This window comes from Cupriavidus taiwanensis, assembly GCF_900250075.1.
Taxonomy (GTDB): domain Bacteria; phylum Pseudomonadota; class Gammaproteobacteria; order Burkholderiales; family Burkholderiaceae; genus Cupriavidus; species Cupriavidus taiwanensis_C.
Map to the genome: position 1 here is coordinate 1724555 of NZ_LT977070.1, position 21115 is coordinate 1745669.

Here is a 21115-nt window from a genome sequence, read left to right on the forward strand (position 1 = left end):
TGCGCAATCCGTCCATTTCGGCGCCGTGCGCGGCGGTTTTCCGCGCATTTTCGCCGGACGCTCCACGGCTTCCGCCAGCCCGTCCAGCGCCAGCTGGCGCAATGCTTGCAGAGGGCGCGGTGCCGGACGGGGTACCGGAATTCCCGGCTTCAGGGCAGTCCAACAGGCAGTCCAACCACTGCCTTTTCGCGAAGCCAAGACCGCCATTATCAATGAAAGTGAACCGAACCCGGCACGGGCATCCGCAGCATGGTATCGCCGGCGCATGCCTTGCGCTGGCGCTGGCCGTGCTGGCGCTGTGCATGCCGGGCGGGACGGCACTGGCGCAATCGGCGGGTATGGCCAACCTGCTCAAGCGCTATCCGTCGGCGCAGGCGAGCGACCCGGGCAACAGCCAGCGCGAAGCGCGCGCCCGTGCCGAGCGCCATCGCACCGAACAGCGCGAGGCCGAGCGCCGGCGCGGCGAGGAACGCGGCGGCTCGCGGCTGTCGCCGGACGAACGCCGCCGGCTGCGCAAGAATCTCTACGACTTCGGACGCGACATCTACCAGGGCGGCTAGCCGCGCGGCTGGAAGTGGCGCAGGAAATCCACGAAAACCTCCGCGGCCAGCTGCGCATCTTCGGCGGTGATGGTCTCCAGCGGGTTGTGGCTGATGCCGCCGTTGCCGCAGCGCACGAACAACATCGCCACGTCGGTGACCCGCTGCATCATCATGGCGTCATGGCCGGCCCCTGACGGCAGCTCGAACGCCTGCAGCCCGCGCTTTTTCAGCACCGCCCCGAACTGATCCATCAGCCAGCGCGCGCACGGCGCGTTGTTGACCGGCGGCACGCGCTCCACCTGCGCGCTCAGGCCGCGGCGTTCGGCAATCTGCGCGATGCCGGCGACGATGTCGGCGATGGCGGCCTCGCGGATGGCATCCTCGCCGGCGCGAATATCCATCGAGAAGGTGCAGGCCGCGGGGATGACATTGCTCGAGCCGTTCGGCACCTGCAACTGGCCCACGGTGCCGACCAGCGTCGGCGCCGCCGCGCAGCGCTGCTCCACCAGCAGGATCATTTCGGCCGCGCCCGCCGCGGCGTCCCGGCGCATGCCCATCGGCGTGGTGCCGGCATGGCTGGCCAGGCCTTCGACGCGCACCGAGAAACGGCTGCTGCCGGCAATCTGCGTGACCACGCCCAGCGGCAGCTCATGGTGCAGCAGCACCGGACCCTGTTCGATATGCACTTCGACAAAGCCCAGCAGCGACGCCGGATCGAGCGCCGCGTCGCGCAGCGCCTGCAGCTCGCCGGCGCCGGGCAGGCCGGATGCGGCCAGCGCCTCGCGCAGGGTTACGCCGTCGGCGTCCTGGCGTTCGAGCAGCGCGGCGTCGAAGCGGCCGGCCAGCACGCTGCTGGCCAGGAAGCTGGTCTTGAAGCGCAGTCCTTCTTCCTCGGCGAAGGCCACCACGTCGACGTGATAGGGCAGGCGGACGCCGGCCCGGTTGAGCGCGCCGAGCACGGCGATCGGCAGCAGGATGCCAAGCCGGCCGTCATAGCGCCCGCCATTGCGCACGGTGTCGAAATGCGAGCCGGTCAGCAGCACGCGCGCGTCACGCACTGCGGGATCGGCGGCATAGCGGCCGATGACATTGCCGATGGCATCGATGCGCACCTGCATGCCGGCGGCTTCCATCCACTGCGCCAGCAGGGCCTGCGCAGAGCGGTGGGCGGGCGTCAGGTAGGCGCAGGTCAGGCCGCCCTCCATGTCGGAGAAACGGGCGAGTTCGTCGGCATGGGCGAGGATGGTGTCGCCGAGGGCGGCGGAGGTCTGCGTCATGGCGGTACGGCTTGGAACAGGTGGTCGGAAAAGGCGGCGTAGTCCGCGCGCTAGCTGTTGCGCACCCAGGTCTTCCAGGCGATCCACAGCTTGCGCAGCGGCGTCAGCGCGATGCGCTGGTTCAGCACCTGGAACTGGCTGGCTTCGAGTTCGTCGAGCAGCGCGTGGTAGATCGCCCCCATCAGCAGGCCGGCGCGCTGGGCGCGACGGTCCTGCCGCGGCAGCAGCGCGAGCGCCTCATGGTACAGCGCGCGGGCCCGGCCGGCGTGGTACTGCATCAGCGCGACAAAGCGCCCGGAATGCTCGCCCTTCAGGATCTCGGAAGCCGGCACCTGGAACTGCTGCAAGGTATTGACCGGCAGGTAGATGCGCCCGCGCCGGGCGTCCTCGCCGACATCGCGCAGGATATTGACCAGCTGCAGCGACTGGCCCAGCTTTTCGGCAAAGACCAGCGTCTGCGGATCGGTGTAGCCGAACAGGCGCGCGCTCAGCGTGCCGACCACGCCGGCCACGCAGTGGCAGTAGCGCGCCAGGCCGGCCTCGTCCAGGTAGCGGGTCTGGGTCAGGTCCATTTCCATGCCCTCCAGCACCTCGGCCATCTCGGCCTGGCTCAGGCCGGCGCTGGCGACATGCGGCTGCAGGGCCTGGGTAGTGGGGTGGGTCGGCGCGCCGTCGAACAGGCGGCGCAGCTCGGCACGCCACCAGTCGAGCTGCTGGTGCGCCAGGCCGGCGTCATGGGTGTCGTCGACCACGTCGTCGACTTCGCGGCACCACGCGTACAGCGCGGTGATCGCGCGGCGGCGCTCGGCCGGCAGGAACAGGAAGCTGTAATAGAAGCTCGAGCCGCTCTGGGCGACTTTCTCTTGGCAATACTGATCGGGCGTCACGCCGGTCTCGGGTCGAAGAAGTGGGCAAACCGCTGGGGAACCGCTGGGGAACCGCGCCGGATAAGCGGGGTGCCAGGCCGATGGGGGCAGCCGCGTCGCGGTGCGCCGCCGGCGCGCCGGATTGTAGCATCGCGGCCGGGCTGGACCGCGTGCGTCCGGCGCGGTTCGCCGCCCTGTAGCGCCGCTTGAAGCTTCATTCCAGGCGTTTCGTCGCCTGCCGTTTGACGCACCCCGGGGCGGTCGTTATATTACTGACCGGCAAGTTATTTAGTGCCCGTGCCGGCGTCCGGACACCCGCCGGCTGCCCGCCGGCCCCGTCAGGCTGCCACCTCGGCCCGCTCGATCAGGCGGCGTGATCCATCGTGGAGCGCGGCCCGCCCAGCAGTTGACCCATTCCGACTCGTTGCCTACCGATGCCAGTGCTTTGCCAAGTGCCGGAAGTTGCGGCTCCAGATTCCTCTGCCACCTCCGTCGTCACCACGCCGCGGCGACAGGCCAGGCGCCCCGGCCCGGCCGTGGCGGCGCTGTCGCTGGCCGGCGCGCTGGTCCTGGCCGGCTGCGGCAAGGCGCCCGAGCCCGCACCGGAGATCCGCCCCGTGCGCATGATGCAGCTCAGTCCGCACAGTGGCAAGACCGCCTTCGAATTTTCCGGTGACGTGCGCCCGCGCGTGGAGTCGCGGCTTGGCTTTCGCGTCGGCGGCAAGATCGCGGCGCGGCTGGTGGACGTCGGCGCCGTGGTCAGCAAGGGGCAGCCGCTGGCCCGGCTCGATCCCGCCGACCTGTCGCTGGCCGAAGCCGGCTCGCGCGCGCAGGTCGAGGCCGCCCGCACCGACCGCGACCTCGCCGCGGCCGACCTGAAGCGCTACAACGACCTGTTCGCCAAGGGCTTTATCAGCGCCGCCGAGCAGCAACGGCGCCAGGCCAGCTTCGACGCCGCCGAAGCGCGGCTGCGCCAGGCGCAGGCCGGGCTGCGCAGCCAGTCCAACCAGACCGCCTATGCCGTGCTGCATGCCGACGCCGACGGCGTGGTCACCGCCATCGACGCCGAGGTGGGCCAGGTGGTCACCCCTGGCCAGCCGGTGGTGCGGGTGGCGCAGACCGCCGAGAAGGAAGTCGCGATCGGCCTGCCCGAGGACCAGGTCGGCCTGCTGCGCGGCCTGACCGAGGTGACCGTCCATACCTGGGCCGAGCCGCAGCGCGCGCTGCCCGGCCGCGTGCGCGAGATCGCCGCCGCGGCCGACCCGGTCACGCGCACCTACGCCACCCGCGTAAGCGTGCCCACTCCGCCCGCCGACCTCAAGCTGGGCATGACCGCGGTGGTGACCTTCGTGCGCAACGGCGCCGCGCCGGCGCTGCGCGTGCCGCTGACCGCGCTGCTGCAGGAGCAGGGCCGCGACATGGTCTGGACCTACGATGCCGCGTCGGGCACGGTCAAGCCGGTGGCCGTGACGTTGGGCGAAGCCTTTGGCAATGAGATCGAAGTGCGCCAGGGCCTGGCGCCGGGCCAGACCATCGTCACCGCGGGCGTGCATCTGCTGCGCCCGGGCCAGAAGGTGCGACCGCTGCAGACGGTCGCGCCGGCGTCGGCGGCGGCCGCCACCCCGAAGCAGGGGTGAGCGGATGGACCATTCCCGCTTCAACCTGTCGCGCTGGGCGCTCGAACACCAGCCGCTGACCCGTTACCTGCTGGTGGTGCTGCTGCTCGGCGGCCTGCTGGCATTCTTTCAGCTCGGCCAGGACGAGGACCCGCCGTTTACCTTCCGCGTGATGGTGGTGCAGGCCTTCTGGCCCGGCGCCACCGCCGAGCAGATCGCAATCCAGGTCACGGACAAGATCGAGCGCCAGCTGCAGGAAGTGCCCTATGCGGACAAGATCCGCAGCTTCTCCAAGCCCGGCGAGACCACGGTGATCTTCCAGCTCAAGGACACCTCGCCCGCGAAGGAGACCGCGCAGGTCTGGTACACCGTGCGCAAGAAGATCGGGGACATCCAGCAGACCCTGCCGGCCGGCGTGCGCGGGCCGTTCTTCAACGACGAGTTCGGCGACGTCTACGGCACCATCTACGCGCTCTCGGCCGATGGCTTCAATTACAAGGAGCTGCGCGAATATGCCGACCTGGTGCGCCAGGAACTGCTGCGCGTGCCGTCGGTGGCCAAGGTCTCGCTGATCGGCCTGCAGGACGAGAAGGTCTACATCGAGTTCAACCAGGCGCGCTTTGCCCAGCTGGGGCTGGACATCAACGCCATCGCCGACCAGATCTCGCAGCAGAACAACCTGACCGGCAGCGGCGTGCTGGTGACCCCGAGCGACAACCTGCAGGTGCGCCTGTCGGGTCAGTTCGCCAGCGTGGCAGACCTGGAGAACCTGGTGCTGCGCGGGCCCAACGGCATCGCCAATATCCGCCTGGGCGACATCGCCCACGTCTACCGCGGCTATGTCGACCCCACCCAGCAGCGCCTGCGCTTCAACGGCAAGGACGTGATCGGGCTCGGTATCTCGATGCAGAAGGGCGGCGACATCATCGAGCTGGGCAAGAACCTGCGCAGCGCCTTCGAGCGGCTGCGCGGCCAGTTGCCGGTGGGCATCGAGATGGACCAGGTGCAGGACCAGCCCGAGGCGGTGCAGCGCTCGGTCGGCGAGTTCGTGCGGGTGCTGATCGAGGCAGTGGTGATCGTGCTGGCGGTGAGCTTTGTCTCGCTCGGGCTGCACACGCGGCCGCTGCGGCTCGATGTGCGCCCCGGGCTGGTGGTGGCGCTGACCATCCCGCTGGTGCTGGCGGTGACGTTCCTGTTCATGAACATCTTCGGCATCGGCCTGCACAAGATCTCGCTGGGCGCGCTGATCGTGGCGCTGGGGTTGCTGGTCGACGACGCCATCATCGCGGTCGAGATGATGGTGCGCAAGCTGGAAGAGGGCTTCTCCAAGATGGAGGCCGCCACCTTTGCCTATACCTCGACCGCGATGCCGATGCTGACCGGCACGCTGATCACCGCGGCCGGCTTCCTGCCGGTGGGACTGGCGCGTTCGACGGTGGGCGAGTACACCTTCGCCATCTTCGCGGTGACGGCGCTGGCGCTGGTGCTGTCGTGGCTGGCGGCGGTCTACTTCACACCTTACCTGGGCTACCTGCTGCTCAAGACCCGCGGCCCGGGCGCGGGCGAGGCCCACGAGGTCTTCGACACGCCGTTCTACGCGCGCTTCCGCCGGCTGGTGGACTGGTGCGTCACCTGGCGCAAGCTGGTGATCGCGATCACGCTGGTGGCGTTCGCGCTGGGCATCTACGCCTTCAAGTTCGTCGAGAAGCAGTTCTTCCCGGATTCCAGCCGCCCGGAACTGATGGTGGAGCTGTGGATGCCGGAGGGCACCAGCTTCGCCCAGATGGAGACCGAAGCCAAGCGCTTCGAGCAACGGATCGGCAAGGACCGCGACGTCGCCAGCCTGACCACTTTCGTCGGCACCGGCGCGCCGCGCTTCTACCTGCCGCTGGACCAGATCTTCCCGCAGTCCAACGTGGCGCAGGTGATCGTGATGCCGGCCAGCACCGAAGTGCGCGACGCGCTGCGCCGCCGCGTCATCCAGCTGCTCGATGCCGAGTTCCCGTACCTGCGCGGGCGCGTCAAGCTGCTGCCCAACGGGCCGCCGGTGGCCTATCCGGTGCAGTTCCGCGTGATCGGCCCGGACGCCGCCGCCGTGCGCCGGCTGGCTGACCAGGTCAAGGCCGAGATGCGCGCCAACCCCAACACCGTCGGCGTCAACGACAACTGGAACGAGAACGTCAAGATGCTGCGCCTGGAGATCGACCAGGACAAGGCGCGCGCGCTGGGCGTTACCACCCAGGCCATCGCCCGCGTCACGCAGACGGTGCTGAGCGGCGTGCCGGTGGGGCAATACCGCGACGGCGACAAGCTGATCGACATCCTGATGCGCACGCCGCGCAACGAGCGCGACGCAATCTCGGACCTGAACAACATGCTGGTGCCGACCAACACCGGCCGCGTGGTGCCGCTGACCCAGGTAGCACGCGTGACGCTGCGCGCCGAGCCCGGCGTGGTCTGGCGCGAAAACCGCGACTTCGGCGTGACCGTGCAGGCCGACGTGGTCGACGGCATCCAGGGCCCGACCGTCACCGCGCAGGTCAACCCGAAGCTGGACGCGCTGCGCGCGCAGCTGCCGCCGGGCTACCGCATCACCGTGGCGGGGGCGGAAGAAGAGAGCGGCAAGGCCGGGGCCTCGATCGCGGCGCAGCTGCCGTTGTGCATCTTCATCATCTTCACGCTGCTGATGCTGCAGCTCCACAGCTTCTCGCGCGCGGCGATGGTGTTCCTGACCGGCCCGCTCGGGCTGATCGGCGCCGCGGCCACGCTATTGCTGCTGCGGGCGCCGATGGGCTTCGTGGCGCAGCTGGGCATCACCGCGCTGCTTGGCATGATCATCCGAAACTCGGTGATTCTGGTCGATCAGATCGAGCAGGACATCCGCGCCGGCGTGCCGCAATGGACTGCGATCGTCGAAGCCGCAGTGCGCCGCTTCCGCCCGATCATCCTGACGGCGGCCGCAGCCGTGCTGGCGATGATCCCGCTGTCGCGGTCGATGTTCTGGGGGCCGATGGCGGTGGCCATCATGGGCGGGCTGATCATCGCCACGGTGCTGACGCTGCTGTTTCTGCCGGCGCTGTACGCGGCCTGGTTCCGCGTGCGGCGGCCCGAAGACGGACCGGGCGCCGTGGCCGTGTGACGGCCGGCGCCAGGGTCCTGCGCTACGTCACCAGGCCTGCGCCTAGTTGCAGATCGTGCCGGGAACCGGCTTGCCGGAGGCGGTCAGCCCCTGGCATGCGTCGCCGCTGGCCAGGCTGGTATCCGACGCCGAGGCCGGCGACAGCTTCAGCTTGCCGGCCACGGTGCAGCAGCCGCGCGGCGGTGGCGGGTAGGGGCTGCGTTTGATAGTGGTCCCGGTTATCGTGGCTGGGGCGCTCGGGGTTACCGAAGTGGTCGGTACCGGAGTCACCTCCGCCGCCGGCGCGGCAGCCGCTGCGGCAGCGCCCGACTTTGGCGGGCCGCCCGCTTCGGCGGACTCTTCCACTTCGGGATAGACGCATTGCCCGTGGTGGCAGATCCGCTCACCTTTGCACTGCATGTCGTACTGGCATCCGGCGGCCTGTGCGAACGATGTCCAGCCAGCGGCCATCGACGCTGCCAACAGCAAGGCAGGGAATTTCATATGCCCTCCGCGGGGCTGAGGTGATCATGCCGGGCACCACCTGCGCAGTGCGCACGGCGGCTCCGACATCTTCAGCATAGATCGCCGCAAGGGTCCGCGAAAGGCGCTGCCACTCAGGTGTTCTACCACCTGCGCCAAGCGCCGCGAATCGGCGCAAACGCGCGCGTCGTCGCTTCGACACGCAGCGGTTGCCGCATGGCCGATCGAAGTCAATCGAACTCTTTTTGGGGGGAGGTTGTCAGCCCGCCACTTGACGGGCGGGTGGTGCGAGGGAGGGGACTCGAACCCCTACACCATTGCTGGCGTCAGGACCTAAACCTGGTGCGTCTACCAATTTCGCCACCCTCGCGGTCCTTGCGGCGCTGCCCGGGCGGGCGGCCGCGATGCTCGTTGCCGGAGACGAAAGCAAAAAAGGCGGCTGGAAGTGCCCGCCTTTGCCGTCTTCTTGCCGGATCTGCCGCAGGCAGCCCGCAGTGCAACGAGGTTGCGGATTGTAGCGCAAGGCGCGGGGGGAATCCAGCCCCGTGGCGACTGCGCGCCCCGGCGGGCCCGTGCGGCTATATTGTCGGCTTTCCAGACCTTGGTCCCCGCCCATGATTGCCGTTCCGACCCTGACCCCGCTGCGCTGGCGCCTGCTGTTCTGGGCCTGCGCCGCCGCCGTGCTGGCGCTGTCGCTGATGCCGCCGACGCAGCCGCTGCCGACCACCGGCTGGGACAAGGCCAACCACGCGCTCGGGTTTGCGCTGCTGGGCCTGCTGGGCGTGCGCGCCTACGCCGCGCGCGGCTGGCCGCTATGGCTGGGCCTGGTCGCGTATGGCGGCGTGATCGAGCTGTTGCAAGGGCAGACCGGCTACCGCGAGGCCGACTGGCTCGACCTGCTCGCCGACACGGTCGGCGTGGCCGCGGCCATGGCGCTGGACTGGCTGGTGCGCCGGCTCAGCGCTCCTCGGCTTCGAGCGTAAAGCCGGCGCCGTCGTCCTGGCCGAGCAGGTCGACCAGCACGGGCATGGCCTGGCGCAGCGATTCCTGCAGCCGCCACGGCGGGTTGACGATGAACATGCCGCTGCCATGCAGGCCCAGGCCGCCCTCGACCGGGCGCTTGACCGTCAGGGTCACGTGCAGCCAGCTCTTGAGCGGCAGGCCCTGCAGCTGCACCGGCAACTGCACCGCCTCACGCCGCTGCACCTGCGGGTACCAGACCGCGTAGACGCCGGTGGCAAAGCGCTCCAGCCCGTCGCGCACGGTCTGCACGGTGCGCGCGTAGTCCTGCTTGTCTTCGTACGACGGATCGACCAGCACCAGCGCGCGCCGCGGCGGCGGCGGCAGGATCGCCTTGATGCCGCCGAAGCCGTCGCCGTCGTACAGCATCACGCGGCGGCCGGCGCCACGGAAGTTGTCGCGCAGCACCTGGATCTCGGTGCTGTGCAGCTCGAACAGCCGCAGGCGGTCGTGCTCGCGCAGCATTTGCCAGGCCAGCCAGGGCGAGCCCGGGTAGTGGCGCAGGTTGCCGTCCGGGTTGAGCGCGCGCACCTGGTCCAGGTATTCGTCCAGCATCGGCGGCAGCGGGGTGCCGCTTGCCGCGGCGCGCCACAGCGGCGCGATGCCGGTCTCGAATTCGGCCTTCTTCTGCGCGTAGGCGTGGTCCAGCGCATAGAGGCCGGCGCCGGCATGGGTGTCGATGTACCAGAACGCCTTGTCCTTCTGCGTCAGGTGCTCCAGCAGTTGCACCACGACGGCGTGCTTGAGGACATCGGCGTGATTGCCGGCATGGAAGGCGTGACGATAGCTGAGCATGTGGAGCAGGGCGCCCTGGCGGCGCAAGATTCGGGGCAGACGGCGGCGTCCGCGGAAAGGCCGCTATGCTACCATCCGCCGCGAGTCGCCCCTGCCACGCTCCCGACGCTGCGTCCGGGGCATTCCGCTTTCGAATTTCCTGTCCCATGCCGCGCGCACTCGAGCCCGCCGAGCCCATCCTGTCCGCCCAGGGCACCCCGTATTCGCCCCGCTACGACGACGTCTACCACAGCACCGAAGGCGGCCTGGCGCAGGCCGCCCATGTCTTCCTCGGCGGCAATGGCTTGCCGGATGCGTGGGCCGGGCAACGGCAGTTCGTCATCGTCGAGACCGGCTTCGGCCAGGGGTTGAATTTCCTCGCGACCTGGCAGGCGTGGCGCGACCATCCGCAGCGCTGCGGCACGCTGCATTTCGTCTCGATCGAAAAGCATCCGTTTACACGCGAGGGGCTGGCGCAACTGCATGCCAGCCTGGACGAGTTGCAGCCCCTGGCACAGGCGCTGCAGGCGCAATGGCCGCTGGCGCTGCCGGGCCTGCACCGGCTCGCGTTCGACCAGGGCCGCGTGGTGCTGACGCTGGCGCTGGGCGATGCCGAAGCGATGCTGCCGCGGCTGGCCGCCGGGGCCGATGCCTTCTACCTGGACGGCTTCTCGCCGGCGCGCAATGCCGAGATGTGGTCGGCGCCGGTGTTCCGCGGCCTGGCGCGGCTGGCGCGTCCCGGTGCCACGCTGGCGACGTATACCGCCGCGGGCTTTGTGCGGCGCGGGCTGAAGGAGGTCGGCTTCGAGGTCGCCAAGGTCCCCGGTTTTGGCGGCAAGCGCGACATGACCGTCGCGCGCTTTCGCCCGCAATGGAAATCGCGTCGCCACGCGCCGCCGCTGCCGGCGCAATGGGCCGAGCGCCATGCCATCGTGATCGGTGCCGGACTGGCCGGCTGCGCCGTGACCGAGCGCCTGGCCGCGCGCGGCTGGCGCGTGACCCTGTTCGACGCCCACGACGGGCCGGCGCGGCAGACCTCGGCGCATCGCGCCGCGGCCATGCATGCGCATGTGTCGGCCGACGACAGCCTGCTGTCGCGGCTGTCGCGCGCCGGCAACCAGTACGCGCTGCGCGCCTGGGCGGCGCTGGCCGAAGCCGGGCACGCGGTCGGCTGGCACGGCTGCGGCGTGCTGCAGATCGGCGCGGACGAGGCCGAGGGCGAGGCCCAGCGCGCCGCGCTGGATGCCATGGGCCTGCCGCAGGATTTCGTGCGCTGGATGAGCGCTGATGAGGCGGCCTCGGCGCACCACGCTGGCGTGCCGCGCGGCGGCCTGTGGTTCCCGCAGGGCGGATGGGTGGCGCCGCCGGACATCTGCGCGGCGCAGCTGGCGCGCGCCGGCGAGGCGGTGACGGCGCGCTTTGGCTGCCGGGTCGGCGCGATCGCGCGCGTCGACGGGCAATGGCGGGCGCTGGCGCCGGACGGCGCCGTGCTGGCGTCGGCACCGGTACTGGTGTTGGCCAACGCACACGAGGCCCAGCAACTGCTGCCGCAGCAACACTGGACCCTGCGGCGCGTGCGCGGACAGCTGACGACGCTGGCAGCCGCGCAGGTCGACGCGCTCGGCGACTGGCCCGACTGCGTGGTGACCGGTGCCGGCTACCTGCTGCCGCGTGCCGCCGACGGCAGTGGCCGCGTCGGCTCGAGCTATGACGAAGATGTCGGTCCGCTGGCGGCGCAGCCGGCGGTCCACGCCGCCAACCTGACCCGGCTGGCCGGGCTGCTGCCGGGCCAGGCCGACGCGGTGGCCGCGATCGATCCCGCCAACGTGTCGGGCTATGTCGGCGTGCGCACGGTCACGCACAACCGGCTGCCGCTGATCGGGCAAGTGCCGGACGAGGCCGCCGCGGTGGCGCAGGCCGCGTCGCTGCGCGGCGCGCACCTGCGCGACCTGCCGCGCCAGCCCGGGCTCTATGCGGCGCTGGCCTATGCCTCGCGCGGCCTTACCTGGGCCGCGCTGGGCGCGGAACTGCTGGCCAGCCAGATCGAAGGCGAGCCGCTGCCGCTGGAGTCGGACCTGGCCGATGCGGTGGATCCGGCACGCCTGCTGCTGCGCGCGCTGCGCCATGGGCAGGCGGCGTAGCGCGGCGCGGCCAGGCAGCGGGGGCGGGGCGCGTTCCGGGCAAAATCTGCCGGAAGCGAATCAAAACCGTGCGATAATCCCCGTTTTCCGTTTGCGCGGAGCTTTCCGTTCGCCGGTGCGCTGCCCTGGCCGTCCTGTGGTGACGGCGCCGTGGCGGTAAAGCGGGCGGTACGCGTACAAGACGGCAGCACCTACGAACACAACTACATTTCTGGATTGGATCTACGACCATGTCGAACGTGATTGAGAACCTCGGCAAGCTGGACCGCAAGGTGACCCTGGCCATCCCCAAGGCCGAAGTGGAGAAGGAAAAGCAGGAGCGCCTGGTTCGCCTGTCGAAGACCGTGAAGATGTCGGGCTTCCGTCCGGGCAAGGTGCCGATGAAGATGGTCGAGAAGCAGTACGGCCAGCAGGTCGAGTTCGAAGTGCGCTTCGACAAGGCCGCACGCAAGTTCTTCGACATCACCAAGGAACAGGACGTCAAGGTTGCCGGCCAGCCCAAGTTCGAGATCAAGAACGAAGGCGTGGGCGAGGATGAAGTGGCGTTCGACGCCACCTTCGAGGTGTACCCGGAAGTGAAGATCGGCGACCTGTCGGCCGCCGAAGTCACCCGCACCGGCACCGAGATCACCGACGCCGAAGTCGACAAGACCATCGACATCCTGCGCAAGCAGCGCGTGCACTACCACGCCCGCGGCGAAGCCGGCGAGCATGGCGACGGCGGTGCCGACGTCAGCGCGCAGAACGGCGACCGCGTGACGCTGGACTTCGTCGGCAAGATCGACGGCGAAGAGTTCGCCGGCGGCAAGGCCGAGGACTTCCCGTTCGTGCTGGGCGAAGGCCGCATGCTGCCCGAGTTCGAGCAGGCCGCGCTGGGCCTGAAGGTCGGCGAAAGCAAGACCTTCCCGCTGGCCTTCCCGGCCGACTACCACGGCAAGGAAGTGGCTGGCAAGACCGCCGAGTTCACCGTGACCCTGAAGAAGATCGAGTGGGCCCACCTGCCGGAAGTGAATGAAGCCTTCGCCAAGTCGCTCGGCATCGCCGACGGCAGCGTCGACAAGATGCGCGCCGACATCCGCGAGAACCTCGAGCGCGAAGTGAAGCGCCGCACGCACGCCATGCTGAAGGACCAGGTCATGGAAGCGCTGCTGAAGGCCAGCGAACTGGATGTGCCCAAGGCCCTGATCGAGCAGGACCAGGAGCGCCTGGTGGAAATGGCCCGCCGCGACCTGGAGCAGCGTGGCATGCCCAACGCCAAGGACATGCCGATCCCGGCCGAGATGTTCGCCCAGCAGGCCGAGCGCCGCGTCAAGCTGGGCCTGATCCTGGCCGAGATCGTCAAGGCCAACGGCCTGGAAGCCAAGGCCGACCAGATCAAGGCCGAGATCGAGGACTTCGCCAAGAGCTACGAGGACCCCAAGGAAGTCATGCGCTGGTACTACGGCGACCAGCAGCGCCTGGCCGAAATGGAAGCCTACGTGCTCGAAAACAACGTGGTAAATTTCGTGTGCGGCAAGGCCAAGGTCACCGACAAGAAGGTGTCCTTCGAGGAACTCACCGCCGAAGGCAACGCGCAGCAAGCCTGAGGCCGGAAGTAACCGGCAGCCCCGCGCCACAGTGCGGGGCCGGAACTTCACGAGTTACCCGGATTGCCTTGCGATCCGACGAATCCATGGAGAACATGCATGACCCGCAATGATTTGCTTGACCGTCTCGCCACCACGCAGGCTTCGGCGCTGGAAACCCAGGGCCTGGGGCTGGTGCCGATGGTCGTCGAGCAGTCCGGCCGGGGCGAGCGCGCCTATGACATCTACTCGCGCCTGCTGAAGGAGCGCGTGGTGTTCATGGTGGGCGAGGTCAACGACCAGACCGCCAACCTGGTGGTGGCACAGCTGCTGTTCCTGGAAAGCGAGAACCCCGACAAGGACGTGTCCCTGTACATCAACTCGCCGGGCGGTTCGGTGTCGGCGGGGCTGGCCATCTACGACACCATGCAGTTCATCAAGCCGGACGTGTCGACGCTGTGCATGGGCATGGCGGCCAGCATGGGCGCCTTCCTGCTGGCGGCGGGTGCCAAGGGCAAGCGTTCGGCGCTGCCCAACTCGCGCATCATGATCCACCAGCCGCTGGGCGGCGCGCGCGGCCAGGCCTCGGATATCGAGATCCAGGCGCGCGAGATCCTGTACCTGCGCGAGCGGCTCAACACCATCCTGTCGGAAGTGACCGGCCAGCCGGTCGAGAAGATTGCCCGCGACACCGATCGCGACAACTTCATGAGCGGCGACCAGGCGGTCGACTACGGCCTGATCGACAAGGTTCTCGCCCGCCGCGGCTGATGCGGCGCGCCGCCGTGGCCACGGGTGCAACGGCGGCTTGCCACGCTGGCTTGGCGCAAATGGCGAAGGCTACACCGGAACGAGGCCCCGTGCCTCGTTTTTTGCATCGGAACCTGTGAAACGGGGCCTTGGCCCCACAGCCGGGGGGAACCGCCGGTAGTGCCAATTGTTTTGGCGTATGATGCGTTTGAAGCGTATCGCCGAGGAGCCTGTCGCCCCGCGGTGTGCGCACTGCAAAAGTGACTGATTCCTATGGCGGACAAAAAAGGTTCATCCAGCGAAAAGCTTCTGTACTGCTCCTTCTGCGGCAAGAGCCAGCATGAGGTCAAGAAGCTGATTGCCGGCCCGTCGGTGTTCATTTGCGACGAATGCATCGACCTGTGCAACGAGATCATTCGCGACGAGGCCACGGCATCCGAGAAAGACGCCGCCACGGCCGCGCGCTCCGACCTGCCCACGCCCCACGAGATCCGCGAAAGCCTGGACCAGTATGTGATCGGCCAGGAACAGGCCAAGAAGATCCTGGCCGTGGCGGTCTACAACCATTACAAGCGCCTCAAGCACCTCGGCAAGAAGGATGACGTCGAGCTGTCCAAGAGCAATATCCTGCTGATCGGGCCCACCGGCTCGGGCAAGACGCTGCTCGCGCAGACGCTGGCGCGCCTGCTCAACGTTCCGTTCGTGATCGCCGACGCGACCACGCTGACCGAAGCCGGCTACGTCGGCGAGGACGTCGAGAACATCATCCAGAAGCTGCTGCAGAACTGCAACTACGAAGTCGAGAAGGCGCAGCGCGGCATTGTCTACATCGACGAGATCGACAAGATCTCGCGCAAGTCGGACAACCCGTCGATTACCCGCGATGTGTCCGGCGAAGGCGTGCAGCAGGCCCTGCTCAAGCTGATCGAAGGCACCATGGCATCGGTGCCGCCGCAGGGAGGCCGCAAGCATCCGAATCAGGACTTCCTGCAGGTGGACACGACCAACATCCTGTTCATCTGCGGTGGCGCCTTCGATGGCCTGGAGAAGGTCATCATGCAGCGCTCGGACAAGACCGGCATCGGCTTTGCCGCGCAGGTCAAGAGCAAGGAAGAGCGCGACGTCAGCGAAGTGCTGCCGCAGACCGAGCCGGAAGACCTGATCAAGTTTGGCCTGATTCCCGAACTGATCGGCCGCCTGCCGGTGGTGGCGACGCTGGCCAAGCTGGACGAGGCCGCGCTGATGCAGATCCTGGTCGAGCCCAAGAATGCGCTGGTCAAGCAATACCAGAAGCTGCTGGCGATGGAAGGCGTCGAACTCGAAATCCGCCCCGGTGCGCTGAGCGCCATCGCGCGCAAGGCAATCCGCCGCAAGACCGGTGCCCGCGGGCTGCGCTCGATCCTGGAGCAGTCGCTGATGGACGTCATGTATGACTTGCCTAATTACAAGGGCGTGCAAAAGGTGGTGATCGATGAAAATACGATCAACGGCGATGCACCGCCGCTGCTGATGTACGAAGAGCAGCAGCCCAAGGTGGCAGGGTCTAACTGACGCGAGGCCTGCCAGAGTGGTCAGAGGTCGGCACCACACGGGCAGCAGGGCGAAAAAGGCCGTTCGCGTAGAAGCGAGCGGCTTTTTTTGTTTATTTCTACCGACGAGAGGGAGGAAACGCGGGTATGCTGTTTCAGAGGGGCCACCAAGTGCAGGTAGCGGCATCTGCCTGTCTTGATGAATCGATTGGCACGTATCTTGTAATCGATTCGGGCGGCCCAATTTACGCCTTAAATGACTGACTTGGGGAAAATGATGTCCGGAACACAACTCCTCCCGGCCGAGCCGATTCGCCTGCCACTGTTGCCGCTGCGCGACGTGGTGGTGTTTCCGCACATGGTGATCCCGCTGTTCGTGGGACGCCCAAAGTCCATCAAGGCGCTTGAGACTGCGATGGAGGCGGGCAAGAGCATCATGCTCGTGGCCCAGAAGACGGCGGCCAAGGACGAGCCGACCGCCGACGACCTGTACGAGGTCGGCTGCATCGCCAATATCCTGCAAATGCTGAAGCTGCCCGACGGTACCGTGAAGGTGCTGGTCGAGGGCACCCAGCGCGCAAATATCCGCGAGGTGAGCGAGGACGATTCGCACTTCATGTGCGAAGCCGTGCCCGTGCCGCCCGCACCTGGCGAAAGCGCCGAGACCGAGGCCCTGCGCCGCGCGATCGTGTCGCAGTTCGACCAGTACGTAAAGCTCAACAAGAAGATCCCGCCGGAGATCCTGACCTCGCTGTCGGGCATCGACGAGGCCGGGCGCCTGGCGGACACCATCGCCGCGCACCTGCCGATCAAGCTCGAGCAGAAGCAGAAGATCCTGGAGATGGTCAACGTGACCGAGCGCCTGGAAAGCCTGCTGTCGCAGCTCGAGGGCGAGATCGACATCCTGCAGGTCGAAAAGCGCATCCGTGGCCGCGTCAAGCGCCAGATGGAGAAGAGCCAGCGCGAGTACTACCTGAACGAGCAGGTCAAGGCCATCCAGAAGGAACTGGGCGAGGGCGAAGAAGGCGCCGACCTGGAAGAACTCGACAAGCGCATCAAGGCTGCGCGCATGCCGAAGGAAGCCAAGAAGAAGGCCGACGCCGAATTCAAGAAGCTCAAGCTGATGTCGCCGATGTCGGCCGAAGCCACCGTCGTGCGCAACTACATCGACACGCTGGTGAACCTGCCGTGGCGCAAGAAGAGCAAGGTCAACAACGACCTCGCCAACGCCGAGCGCGTGCTGGATGAAGACCACTACGGCCTGGAGAAGGTCAAGGAACGCATTCTCGAGTACCTCGCGGTGCAACAGCGCGTGGACAAGGTGAAGGCACCCATCCTCTGCCTGGTCGGGCCTCCCGGCGTGGGCAAGACCTCGCTCGGCCAGTCGGTGGCGCGCGCGACGAACCGCAAGTTCGTGCGCATGGCATTGGGTGGCGTGCGTGACGAGGCCGAGATCCGCGGCCACCGCCGTACCTACATCGGGTCGATGCCGGGCAAGATCCTGCAGAGCCTGTCGAAGGTTGGCGTGCGCAATCCGCTCTTCCTGCTCGACGAAATCGACAAGATGGGCCAGGATTTCCGCGGCGATCCGTCGTCGGCGCTGCTCGAGGTGCTGGACCCGGAACAGAACCACACGTTCCAGGACCACTACATCGAGGTCGATTTCGACCTGTCCGACGTGATGTTCGTGGCGACGTCGAACTCGCTGAACATTCCGCCGCCGCTGCTCGACCGTATGGAAGTGATCCGCCTGTCGGGTTATACCGAGGAAGAGAAGCTCAACATCGCCACGCGTTACCTGCTGCCGAAGCAGATCAAGAACAATGGTCTGAAGGCGGGCGAGATCGAGGTCACCGATGCGGCGATCCGCGACATCATCCGCTACTACACGCGCGAAGCCGGTGTGCGTTCGCTCGAGCGCGAGGTCTCCAAGATCGCCCGCAAGGCGGTCAAGCTGCTGCTGCTGAAGAAGGAGTCGGGCACGATCAAGGTCGATTCGGACAACCTCGACAAGTTCCTGGGCGTACGCAAGTACGACTTCGGCCTGGCCGGCAAGGAAAACCAGGTGGGCCAGGTGACCGGCCTGGCGTGGACCGAGGTGGGCGGCGACCTGCTGACCATCGAGGCCGCGATCATGCCGGGCAAGGGCAATATCACCCGCACCGGCTCGCTGGGCGACGTGATGAAGGAATCGGTCGAGGCCGCGCGCTCGGTGGTACGTTCGCGGGCACGCCGCCTGGGCATCACCGATGAGATGTTCGAGAAGCGCGACATCCACATCCACGTGCCCGAAGGCGCCACGCCCAAGGACGGCCCGTCTGCGGGCGGTGCCATGACCACGGCGCTGGTGTCGGTGCTGACCGGCATCCCGGTGCGCGCGGATGTCGCCATGACCGGCGAGATCACGCTGCGCGGCGAGGTGCTGCCCATCGGCGGCCTCAAGGAGAAGCTGCTGGCAGCCCACCGCGGCGGCATCAAGCTGGTGCTGATCCCCGAGGAAAACGTGAAGGACCTGGCCGAGATTCCGGACAACGTCAAGAACGCCATCGAGATCGTGCCGGTGCGCTGGATCGACAAGGTGCTGGAACTGGCACTCGAGCGCAAGCCCGAGGCGTTGCCGGAAGAAGATGCCAAGCCCGCCGAGGTGGCGGACAAGGCCACGGCCAAGGTCGAGCGACTGCATCACTGAAGACGCCTTAGCCGCATGAACCAAACGCCGCAGGGCAGCGATGCCCGGCGGCGTTTTTTTGTCCGCGCGGGCCTTGGCAAACTGAAATCACATGTATTAAACTTGCGCCCTCGCAACGCAAACCACGGCATCTGCCGCGAGGTGCGGAGCGTTCAGCAAGTTGCAGGCAAACAGCCTGCGATGGTCGAGCGGGTGCTTAGCTCAGTTGGTAGAGCGGCGCCCTTACAAGGCGTAGGTCGGGGGTTCGAACCCCTCAGCACCCACCACCGCTCCACCAGCAAGAATCAAGGACTTAGAGCGATCTGGGTCTTTTTTTTTGCCTGTTTCACCACCCTGCATCCGAGCCCCAAAGAGCCTCTGCCACCCAAAGAGAGCTGCTCAACGAAATCACCGCTGATGTCGGCGCCAGTGCCAGCCGATGCCGCGCTCTGCAAGAATGGCCAGCCCCCTGCGCTGGCCCCTGCGCGGCAGCCCTAGTCGTACTGAAACCGCTTCACCACGCTCTCGTCCCACTCGATTCCGGATCCGGGCCTGTCCGGCACCACCAGGTGTCCATCTGCAAGCGCAAAAGGCTCCTTCAGCACGGGGTAGGCCCAGTCCTGCCATTCCAGCCAGTGCGCCGTTTCGGTGATGCGCATCAGATGTGCGCAGACTTCCGGATACAGATGCGTGGAGACAGGGATTCCCGCCGCCGAAGCGATCGGCGCAGACCGCAGCCACCCCGACACGCCGCCGATCCGCATCATGTCCAGCATGACGCAGTCACACGCCTCGGCCTGCACTGCCTTCAATAACTCGCGCGGACCATAGAAGTTCTCGCCGAGCTGGATCGGCGTCTTGATCTCGCGCGCCAGCCGCGCATGGCCGCTGGTGTTGTTGTATGCGAGGGGCTCCTCGAACCAGTACAGCCCCTCATTATCAAGGGCATGGCAGCGGCGCAGACCGTCATCAAACGACAAACCCTGGTTGAAATCCACCATTAGCTTGATCTCGTCGCCAGCCGCTTCGCGCACCGCGCGAATGGCATCAAGGTCGTCTTGCAGTTGTTCGCGGCCCAGCCGCAGCTTCAAAGCGCTGAATGCTCCTTCTGCAACGAGAGAACTAGCTTCTTCGGCAACGCCATCCACGTGGCTCAACCACAGCCCATTACTGTTGTACGCCGGCACGCTGCCCACTGTTCCGCCAAGCAATGCTGCGAGAGGCAGGCCTGCCGCCTTGCCGAGCGCGTCCCACGCGGCCATGTCGAGCCCTGCGATGGCGATCATCGTGATGCCTTCGTAGCCGAGGAGATGCGTTGAACCTCTGGCGTTCTGGAAGTCATCAAGCGGTGCGATCCTGCTACCGGCCCGTGATGCGGCAAGATCCCGGATCGCAGGCACGATGTACCTGGGCGCCTGTATCAGATATGGCTCAAGATAACTGCGACCGACAACGCCTTCCCGAGTGTGAAGATCGACCAGGATCAGCGGCCACTGGTCGAATGCGCCGACCTTCGAAATGATTGGTCGATTTTAACGGAACCAGAACCGCACGGACCTCAACGCTTTGGTAAGTGAGGGGTTCGAAATCCATGGCGACACCTCCTGACGACCAGTACAACCCGCGCGGCACCGGACCAGGAACTCCTTATCGGAGTTCCTCGAGTCTGGCCAGCGCTCGCGCAGGCTGTAACCCGCACAGTACGCCGCGATCGGTGGGATCCGCAACTGGAATCAGTCGCCGCCCGTGCGCCGACGAGTTGCCGTTCGTTGCCGAAATCCGCGGAGCACTGCCCCGTTCCCTCGTCGTCATTGCGAGCGGACCAGCCCGCGCTCGCTGAGGGCGTCGAACACGTGATTGACCACCGCGTCGCAGCGCGTACCGGCAAAACTGAACGTGCTCTGCAGATAGGGCCTTACCTCCGCGGCCAGGGATTCGCGCAGCATCATGCGGGCCCGCAGAAAGCGCGTCTTGACCACGTCGCCGCTAACGCCAAGGCAATAAGCCGTTTCCTCTACGCTCAAGTCTTCGACCGCCCGCAGGATGAACACGCAGCGGTAGATCGGCGGCAGCTTTTCGACCGCAAGCTGCAGCAGTTCCCGCACCTGACCGCGTTCGGCCATGGCTTCAGGTGATTCGTCGTCAGCGGCGCGGAAGGACATCATGTTCTCCTGTAAAGGTCCGCCAGGAAGATCTTCTTCATCGCCCCATGCTTCGATCTGAAAGAGCCGGCGTCTCTTGCGCTGCGCTGTCAGGGCGACATTGATGGCTATGCGCGCCAGCCAGGTGCTCAGCGCGGCCTCGCCGCGAAACGAATGCAGGCTGGTAAAGGCGCGCAGGTAGGTTTCCTGCACGACATCCTGGGCTTCGGCATCGTCCGCAACCACGCCACGGGCCGTGCGGAACAACAGGCGGTTGTTGCGCCGCATGATGGCCTCGAAGGCAGACGCGGCGCCGGCGCGGGCGCTGGCGACCAGTTCGGCGTCTGTGGTGGCGCTGGCGCCAGACGGCAGTGGCGGCCTGAGATCCCGGTTCTTGTCCATTTGGAGATCTGGCTCCTTTCCCGTTGCAGATCATTAGACGGCACAGCTGCCAAAAGGTGACAGTCGACTGGGCGCATACGCTGCTGCGGTACCTCGCCTGGGGTCGAACCACGCGTCAGCAATCATAGGCAGATGCATGCAGCCACAACTCATCGCAAGGTGGTTCAGACCTCGTGTCACCTTCCGGCGTCTGCAAACGTCTAACGCCTATGCAACGGACAAA

Annotated in this window: 15 protein-coding genes and 2 tRNA genes; 10 read left to right on the top strand and 7 right to left on the bottom strand. The window is 67.0% G+C overall.

The features are described from left to right. Nucleotides 1–212: 212 nt before the first annotated feature. Nucleotides 213–560 carry a hypothetical protein gene (locus CBM2588_RS08030; protein WP_115680077.1) on the top strand — a complete coding sequence of 116 codons (348 nt, stop codon included), beginning with the start codon at nucleotides 213–215 and terminating at the stop codon, nucleotides 558–560. Here the strand turns inward: CBM2588_RS08030 and CBM2588_RS08035 are convergent. Next, complete coding sequence (locus CBM2588_RS08035) at nucleotides 557–1819, bottom strand: Zn-dependent hydrolase (RefSeq protein WP_115680078.1); 1263 nt, start codon at nucleotides 1817–1819, stop codon at nucleotides 557–559. The two genes, CBM2588_RS08030 and CBM2588_RS08035, sit on opposite strands and share 4 nt — an antisense overlap. 50 nt (nucleotides 1820–1869) lie before the next feature. Further along, nucleotides 1870–2706 (bottom strand): presqualene diphosphate synthase HpnD, encoded by an 837-nt coding sequence (gene hpnD / locus CBM2588_RS08040; protein WP_111519829.1) that lies wholly within the window; start codon nucleotides 2704–2706, stop codon nucleotides 1870–1872. Between the two features lie 413 nt (nucleotides 2707–3119). Here hpnD and CBM2588_RS08045 point away from each other — a divergent pair, with 413 nt between their 5' ends. Next, nucleotides 3120–4322 (top strand): efflux RND transporter periplasmic adaptor subunit, encoded by a 1203-nt coding sequence (locus tag CBM2588_RS08045; RefSeq protein WP_115680079.1) that lies wholly within the window; start codon nucleotides 3120–3122, stop codon nucleotides 4320–4322. A gap of 4 nt (nucleotides 4323–4326) precedes the next feature. Beyond that, nucleotides 4327–7440: an efflux RND transporter permease subunit gene (locus CBM2588_RS08050; protein ID WP_115680080.1), complete on the top strand. Its 3114-nt coding sequence runs from the start codon at nucleotides 4327–4329 to the stop codon at nucleotides 7438–7440. A 42-nt stretch (nucleotides 7441–7482) separates the two neighbouring features. Here CBM2588_RS08050 and CBM2588_RS08055 read toward each other — a convergent pair whose 3' ends face one another. Then, entirely contained in the window at nucleotides 7483–7923 is a 441-nt protein-coding gene (locus tag CBM2588_RS08055; RefSeq protein WP_115680081.1) for a hypothetical protein, read from the bottom strand. 262 nt (nucleotides 7924–8185) lie between these two features. Then, nucleotides 8186–8272, bottom strand: a tRNA-Leu gene (locus CBM2588_RS08060). A gap of 244 nt (nucleotides 8273–8516) precedes the next feature. Here CBM2588_RS08060 and CBM2588_RS08065 point away from each other — a divergent pair. Further along, nucleotides 8517–8885, top strand: coding sequence for a VanZ family protein (locus tag CBM2588_RS08065; protein ID WP_115680082.1), 369 nt, complete (start codon nucleotides 8517–8519; stop codon nucleotides 8883–8885). Here the strand turns inward: CBM2588_RS08065 and CBM2588_RS08070 are convergent. After that, a complete protein-coding gene (locus CBM2588_RS08070; protein ID WP_115680083.1) occupies nucleotides 8860–9717 on the bottom strand; it encodes a 23S rRNA (adenine(2030)-N(6))-methyltransferase RlmJ in 858 nt (285 codons plus the stop codon). The two genes, CBM2588_RS08065 and CBM2588_RS08070, sit on opposite strands and share 26 nt — an antisense overlap. Before the next feature lie 146 nt (nucleotides 9718–9863). Here CBM2588_RS08070 and mnmC point away from each other — a divergent pair, with 146 nt between their 5' ends. The 6 genes from mnmC to CBM2588_RS08100 all read left to right on the top strand — a co-directional run bounded on the left by mnmC (nucleotide 9864) and on the right by CBM2588_RS08100 (nucleotide 18636). Beyond that, nucleotides 9864–11837 carry a bifunctional tRNA (5-methylaminomethyl-2-thiouridine)(34)-methyltransferase MnmD/FAD-dependent 5-carboxymethylaminomethyl-2-thiouridine(34) oxidoreductase MnmC gene (gene mnmC / locus CBM2588_RS08075; RefSeq protein WP_115680084.1) on the top strand — a complete coding sequence of 658 codons (1974 nt, stop codon included), beginning with the start codon at nucleotides 9864–9866 and terminating at the stop codon, nucleotides 11835–11837. A gap of 230 nt (nucleotides 11838–12067) precedes the next feature. Continuing rightward, nucleotides 12068–13423: a trigger factor gene (gene tig / locus CBM2588_RS08080; RefSeq protein ID WP_115680085.1), complete on the top strand. Its 1356-nt coding sequence runs from the start codon at nucleotides 12068–12070 to the stop codon at nucleotides 13421–13423. A 99-nt stretch (nucleotides 13424–13522) separates the two neighbouring features. Next, complete coding sequence (clpP, locus tag CBM2588_RS08085) at nucleotides 13523–14173, top strand: ATP-dependent Clp endopeptidase proteolytic subunit ClpP (protein WP_011615108.1); 651 nt, start codon at nucleotides 13523–13525, stop codon at nucleotides 14171–14173. 252 nt (nucleotides 14174–14425) lie between these two features. Then, complete coding sequence (clpX, locus tag CBM2588_RS08090) at nucleotides 14426–15703, top strand: ATP-dependent Clp protease ATP-binding subunit ClpX (RefSeq protein ID WP_115680086.1); 1278 nt, start codon at nucleotides 14426–14428, stop codon at nucleotides 15701–15703. Between the two features lie 255 nt (nucleotides 15704–15958). Next, complete coding sequence (gene lon, locus CBM2588_RS08095) at nucleotides 15959–18370, top strand: endopeptidase La (RefSeq protein ID WP_115681436.1); 2412 nt, start codon at nucleotides 15959–15961, stop codon at nucleotides 18368–18370. 190 nt (nucleotides 18371–18560) lie between these two features. Then, a tRNA-Val gene (locus CBM2588_RS08100) sits at nucleotides 18561–18636 on the top strand. Nucleotides 18637–18843: 207 nt separating this feature from the next. Here CBM2588_RS08100 and CBM2588_RS08105 read toward each other — a convergent pair. Both CBM2588_RS08105 and CBM2588_RS08110 read right to left on the bottom strand, forming a co-directional pair. After that, nucleotides 18844–19872, bottom strand: a complete 1029-nt coding sequence (locus tag CBM2588_RS08105; protein WP_306437246.1) for an enolase C-terminal domain-like protein — start codon at nucleotides 19870–19872, stop codon at nucleotides 18844–18846. Between the two features lie 285 nt (nucleotides 19873–20157). Continuing rightward, on the bottom strand, nucleotides 20158–20892 hold the full coding sequence (locus CBM2588_RS08110; protein WP_115680087.1) for an RNA polymerase sigma factor: 735 nt from the start codon (nucleotides 20890–20892) through the stop codon (nucleotides 20158–20160). Nucleotides 20893–21115 lie beyond the last annotated feature (223 nt).

Bases quoted from the DNA above. Each gene is read 5' to 3' on its own strand.
- CBM2588_RS08030 (WP_115680077.1), top strand. From the start codon at position 213: ATGAAAGTGAACCGAACCCGGCACGGGCATCCGCAGCATGGTATCGCC.
- CBM2588_RS08070 (WP_115680083.1), bottom strand. From the start codon at position 9,717: ATGCTCAGCTATCGTCACGCCTTCCATGCCGGCAATCACGCCGATGTC.
- clpP (WP_011615108.1), top strand. From the start codon at position 13,523: ATGACCCGCAATGATTTGCTTGACCGTCTCGCCACCACGCAGGCTTCG.
- clpX (WP_115680086.1), top strand. From the start codon at position 14,426: ATGGCGGACAAAAAAGGTTCATCCAGCGAAAAGCTTCTGTACTGCTCC.
- CBM2588_RS08035 (WP_115680078.1), bottom strand. From the start codon at position 1,819: ATGACGCAGACCTCCGCCGCCCTCGGCGACACCATCCTCGCCCATGCC.
- CBM2588_RS08055 (WP_115680081.1), bottom strand. From the start codon at position 7,923: ATGAAATTCCCTGCCTTGCTGTTGGCAGCGTCGATGGCCGCTGGCTGG.
- CBM2588_RS08110 (WP_115680087.1), bottom strand. From the start codon at position 20,892: ATGGACAAGAACCGGGATCTCAGGCCGCCACTGCCGTCTGGCGCCAGC.
- CBM2588_RS08065 (WP_115680082.1), top strand. From the start codon at position 8,517: ATGATTGCCGTTCCGACCCTGACCCCGCTGCGCTGGCGCCTGCTGTTC.
- CBM2588_RS08050 (WP_115680080.1), top strand. From the start codon at position 4,327: ATGGACCATTCCCGCTTCAACCTGTCGCGCTGGGCGCTCGAACACCAG.
- CBM2588_RS08045 (WP_115680079.1), top strand. From the start codon at position 3,120: ATGCCAGTGCTTTGCCAAGTGCCGGAAGTTGCGGCTCCAGATTCCTCT.
- lon (WP_115681436.1), top strand. From the start codon at position 15,959: ATGTCCGGAACACAACTCCTCCCGGCCGAGCCGATTCGCCTGCCACTG.
- mnmC (WP_115680084.1), top strand. From the start codon at position 9,864: ATGCCGCGCGCACTCGAGCCCGCCGAGCCCATCCTGTCCGCCCAGGGC.
- tig (WP_115680085.1), top strand. From the start codon at position 12,068: ATGTCGAACGTGATTGAGAACCTCGGCAAGCTGGACCGCAAGGTGACC.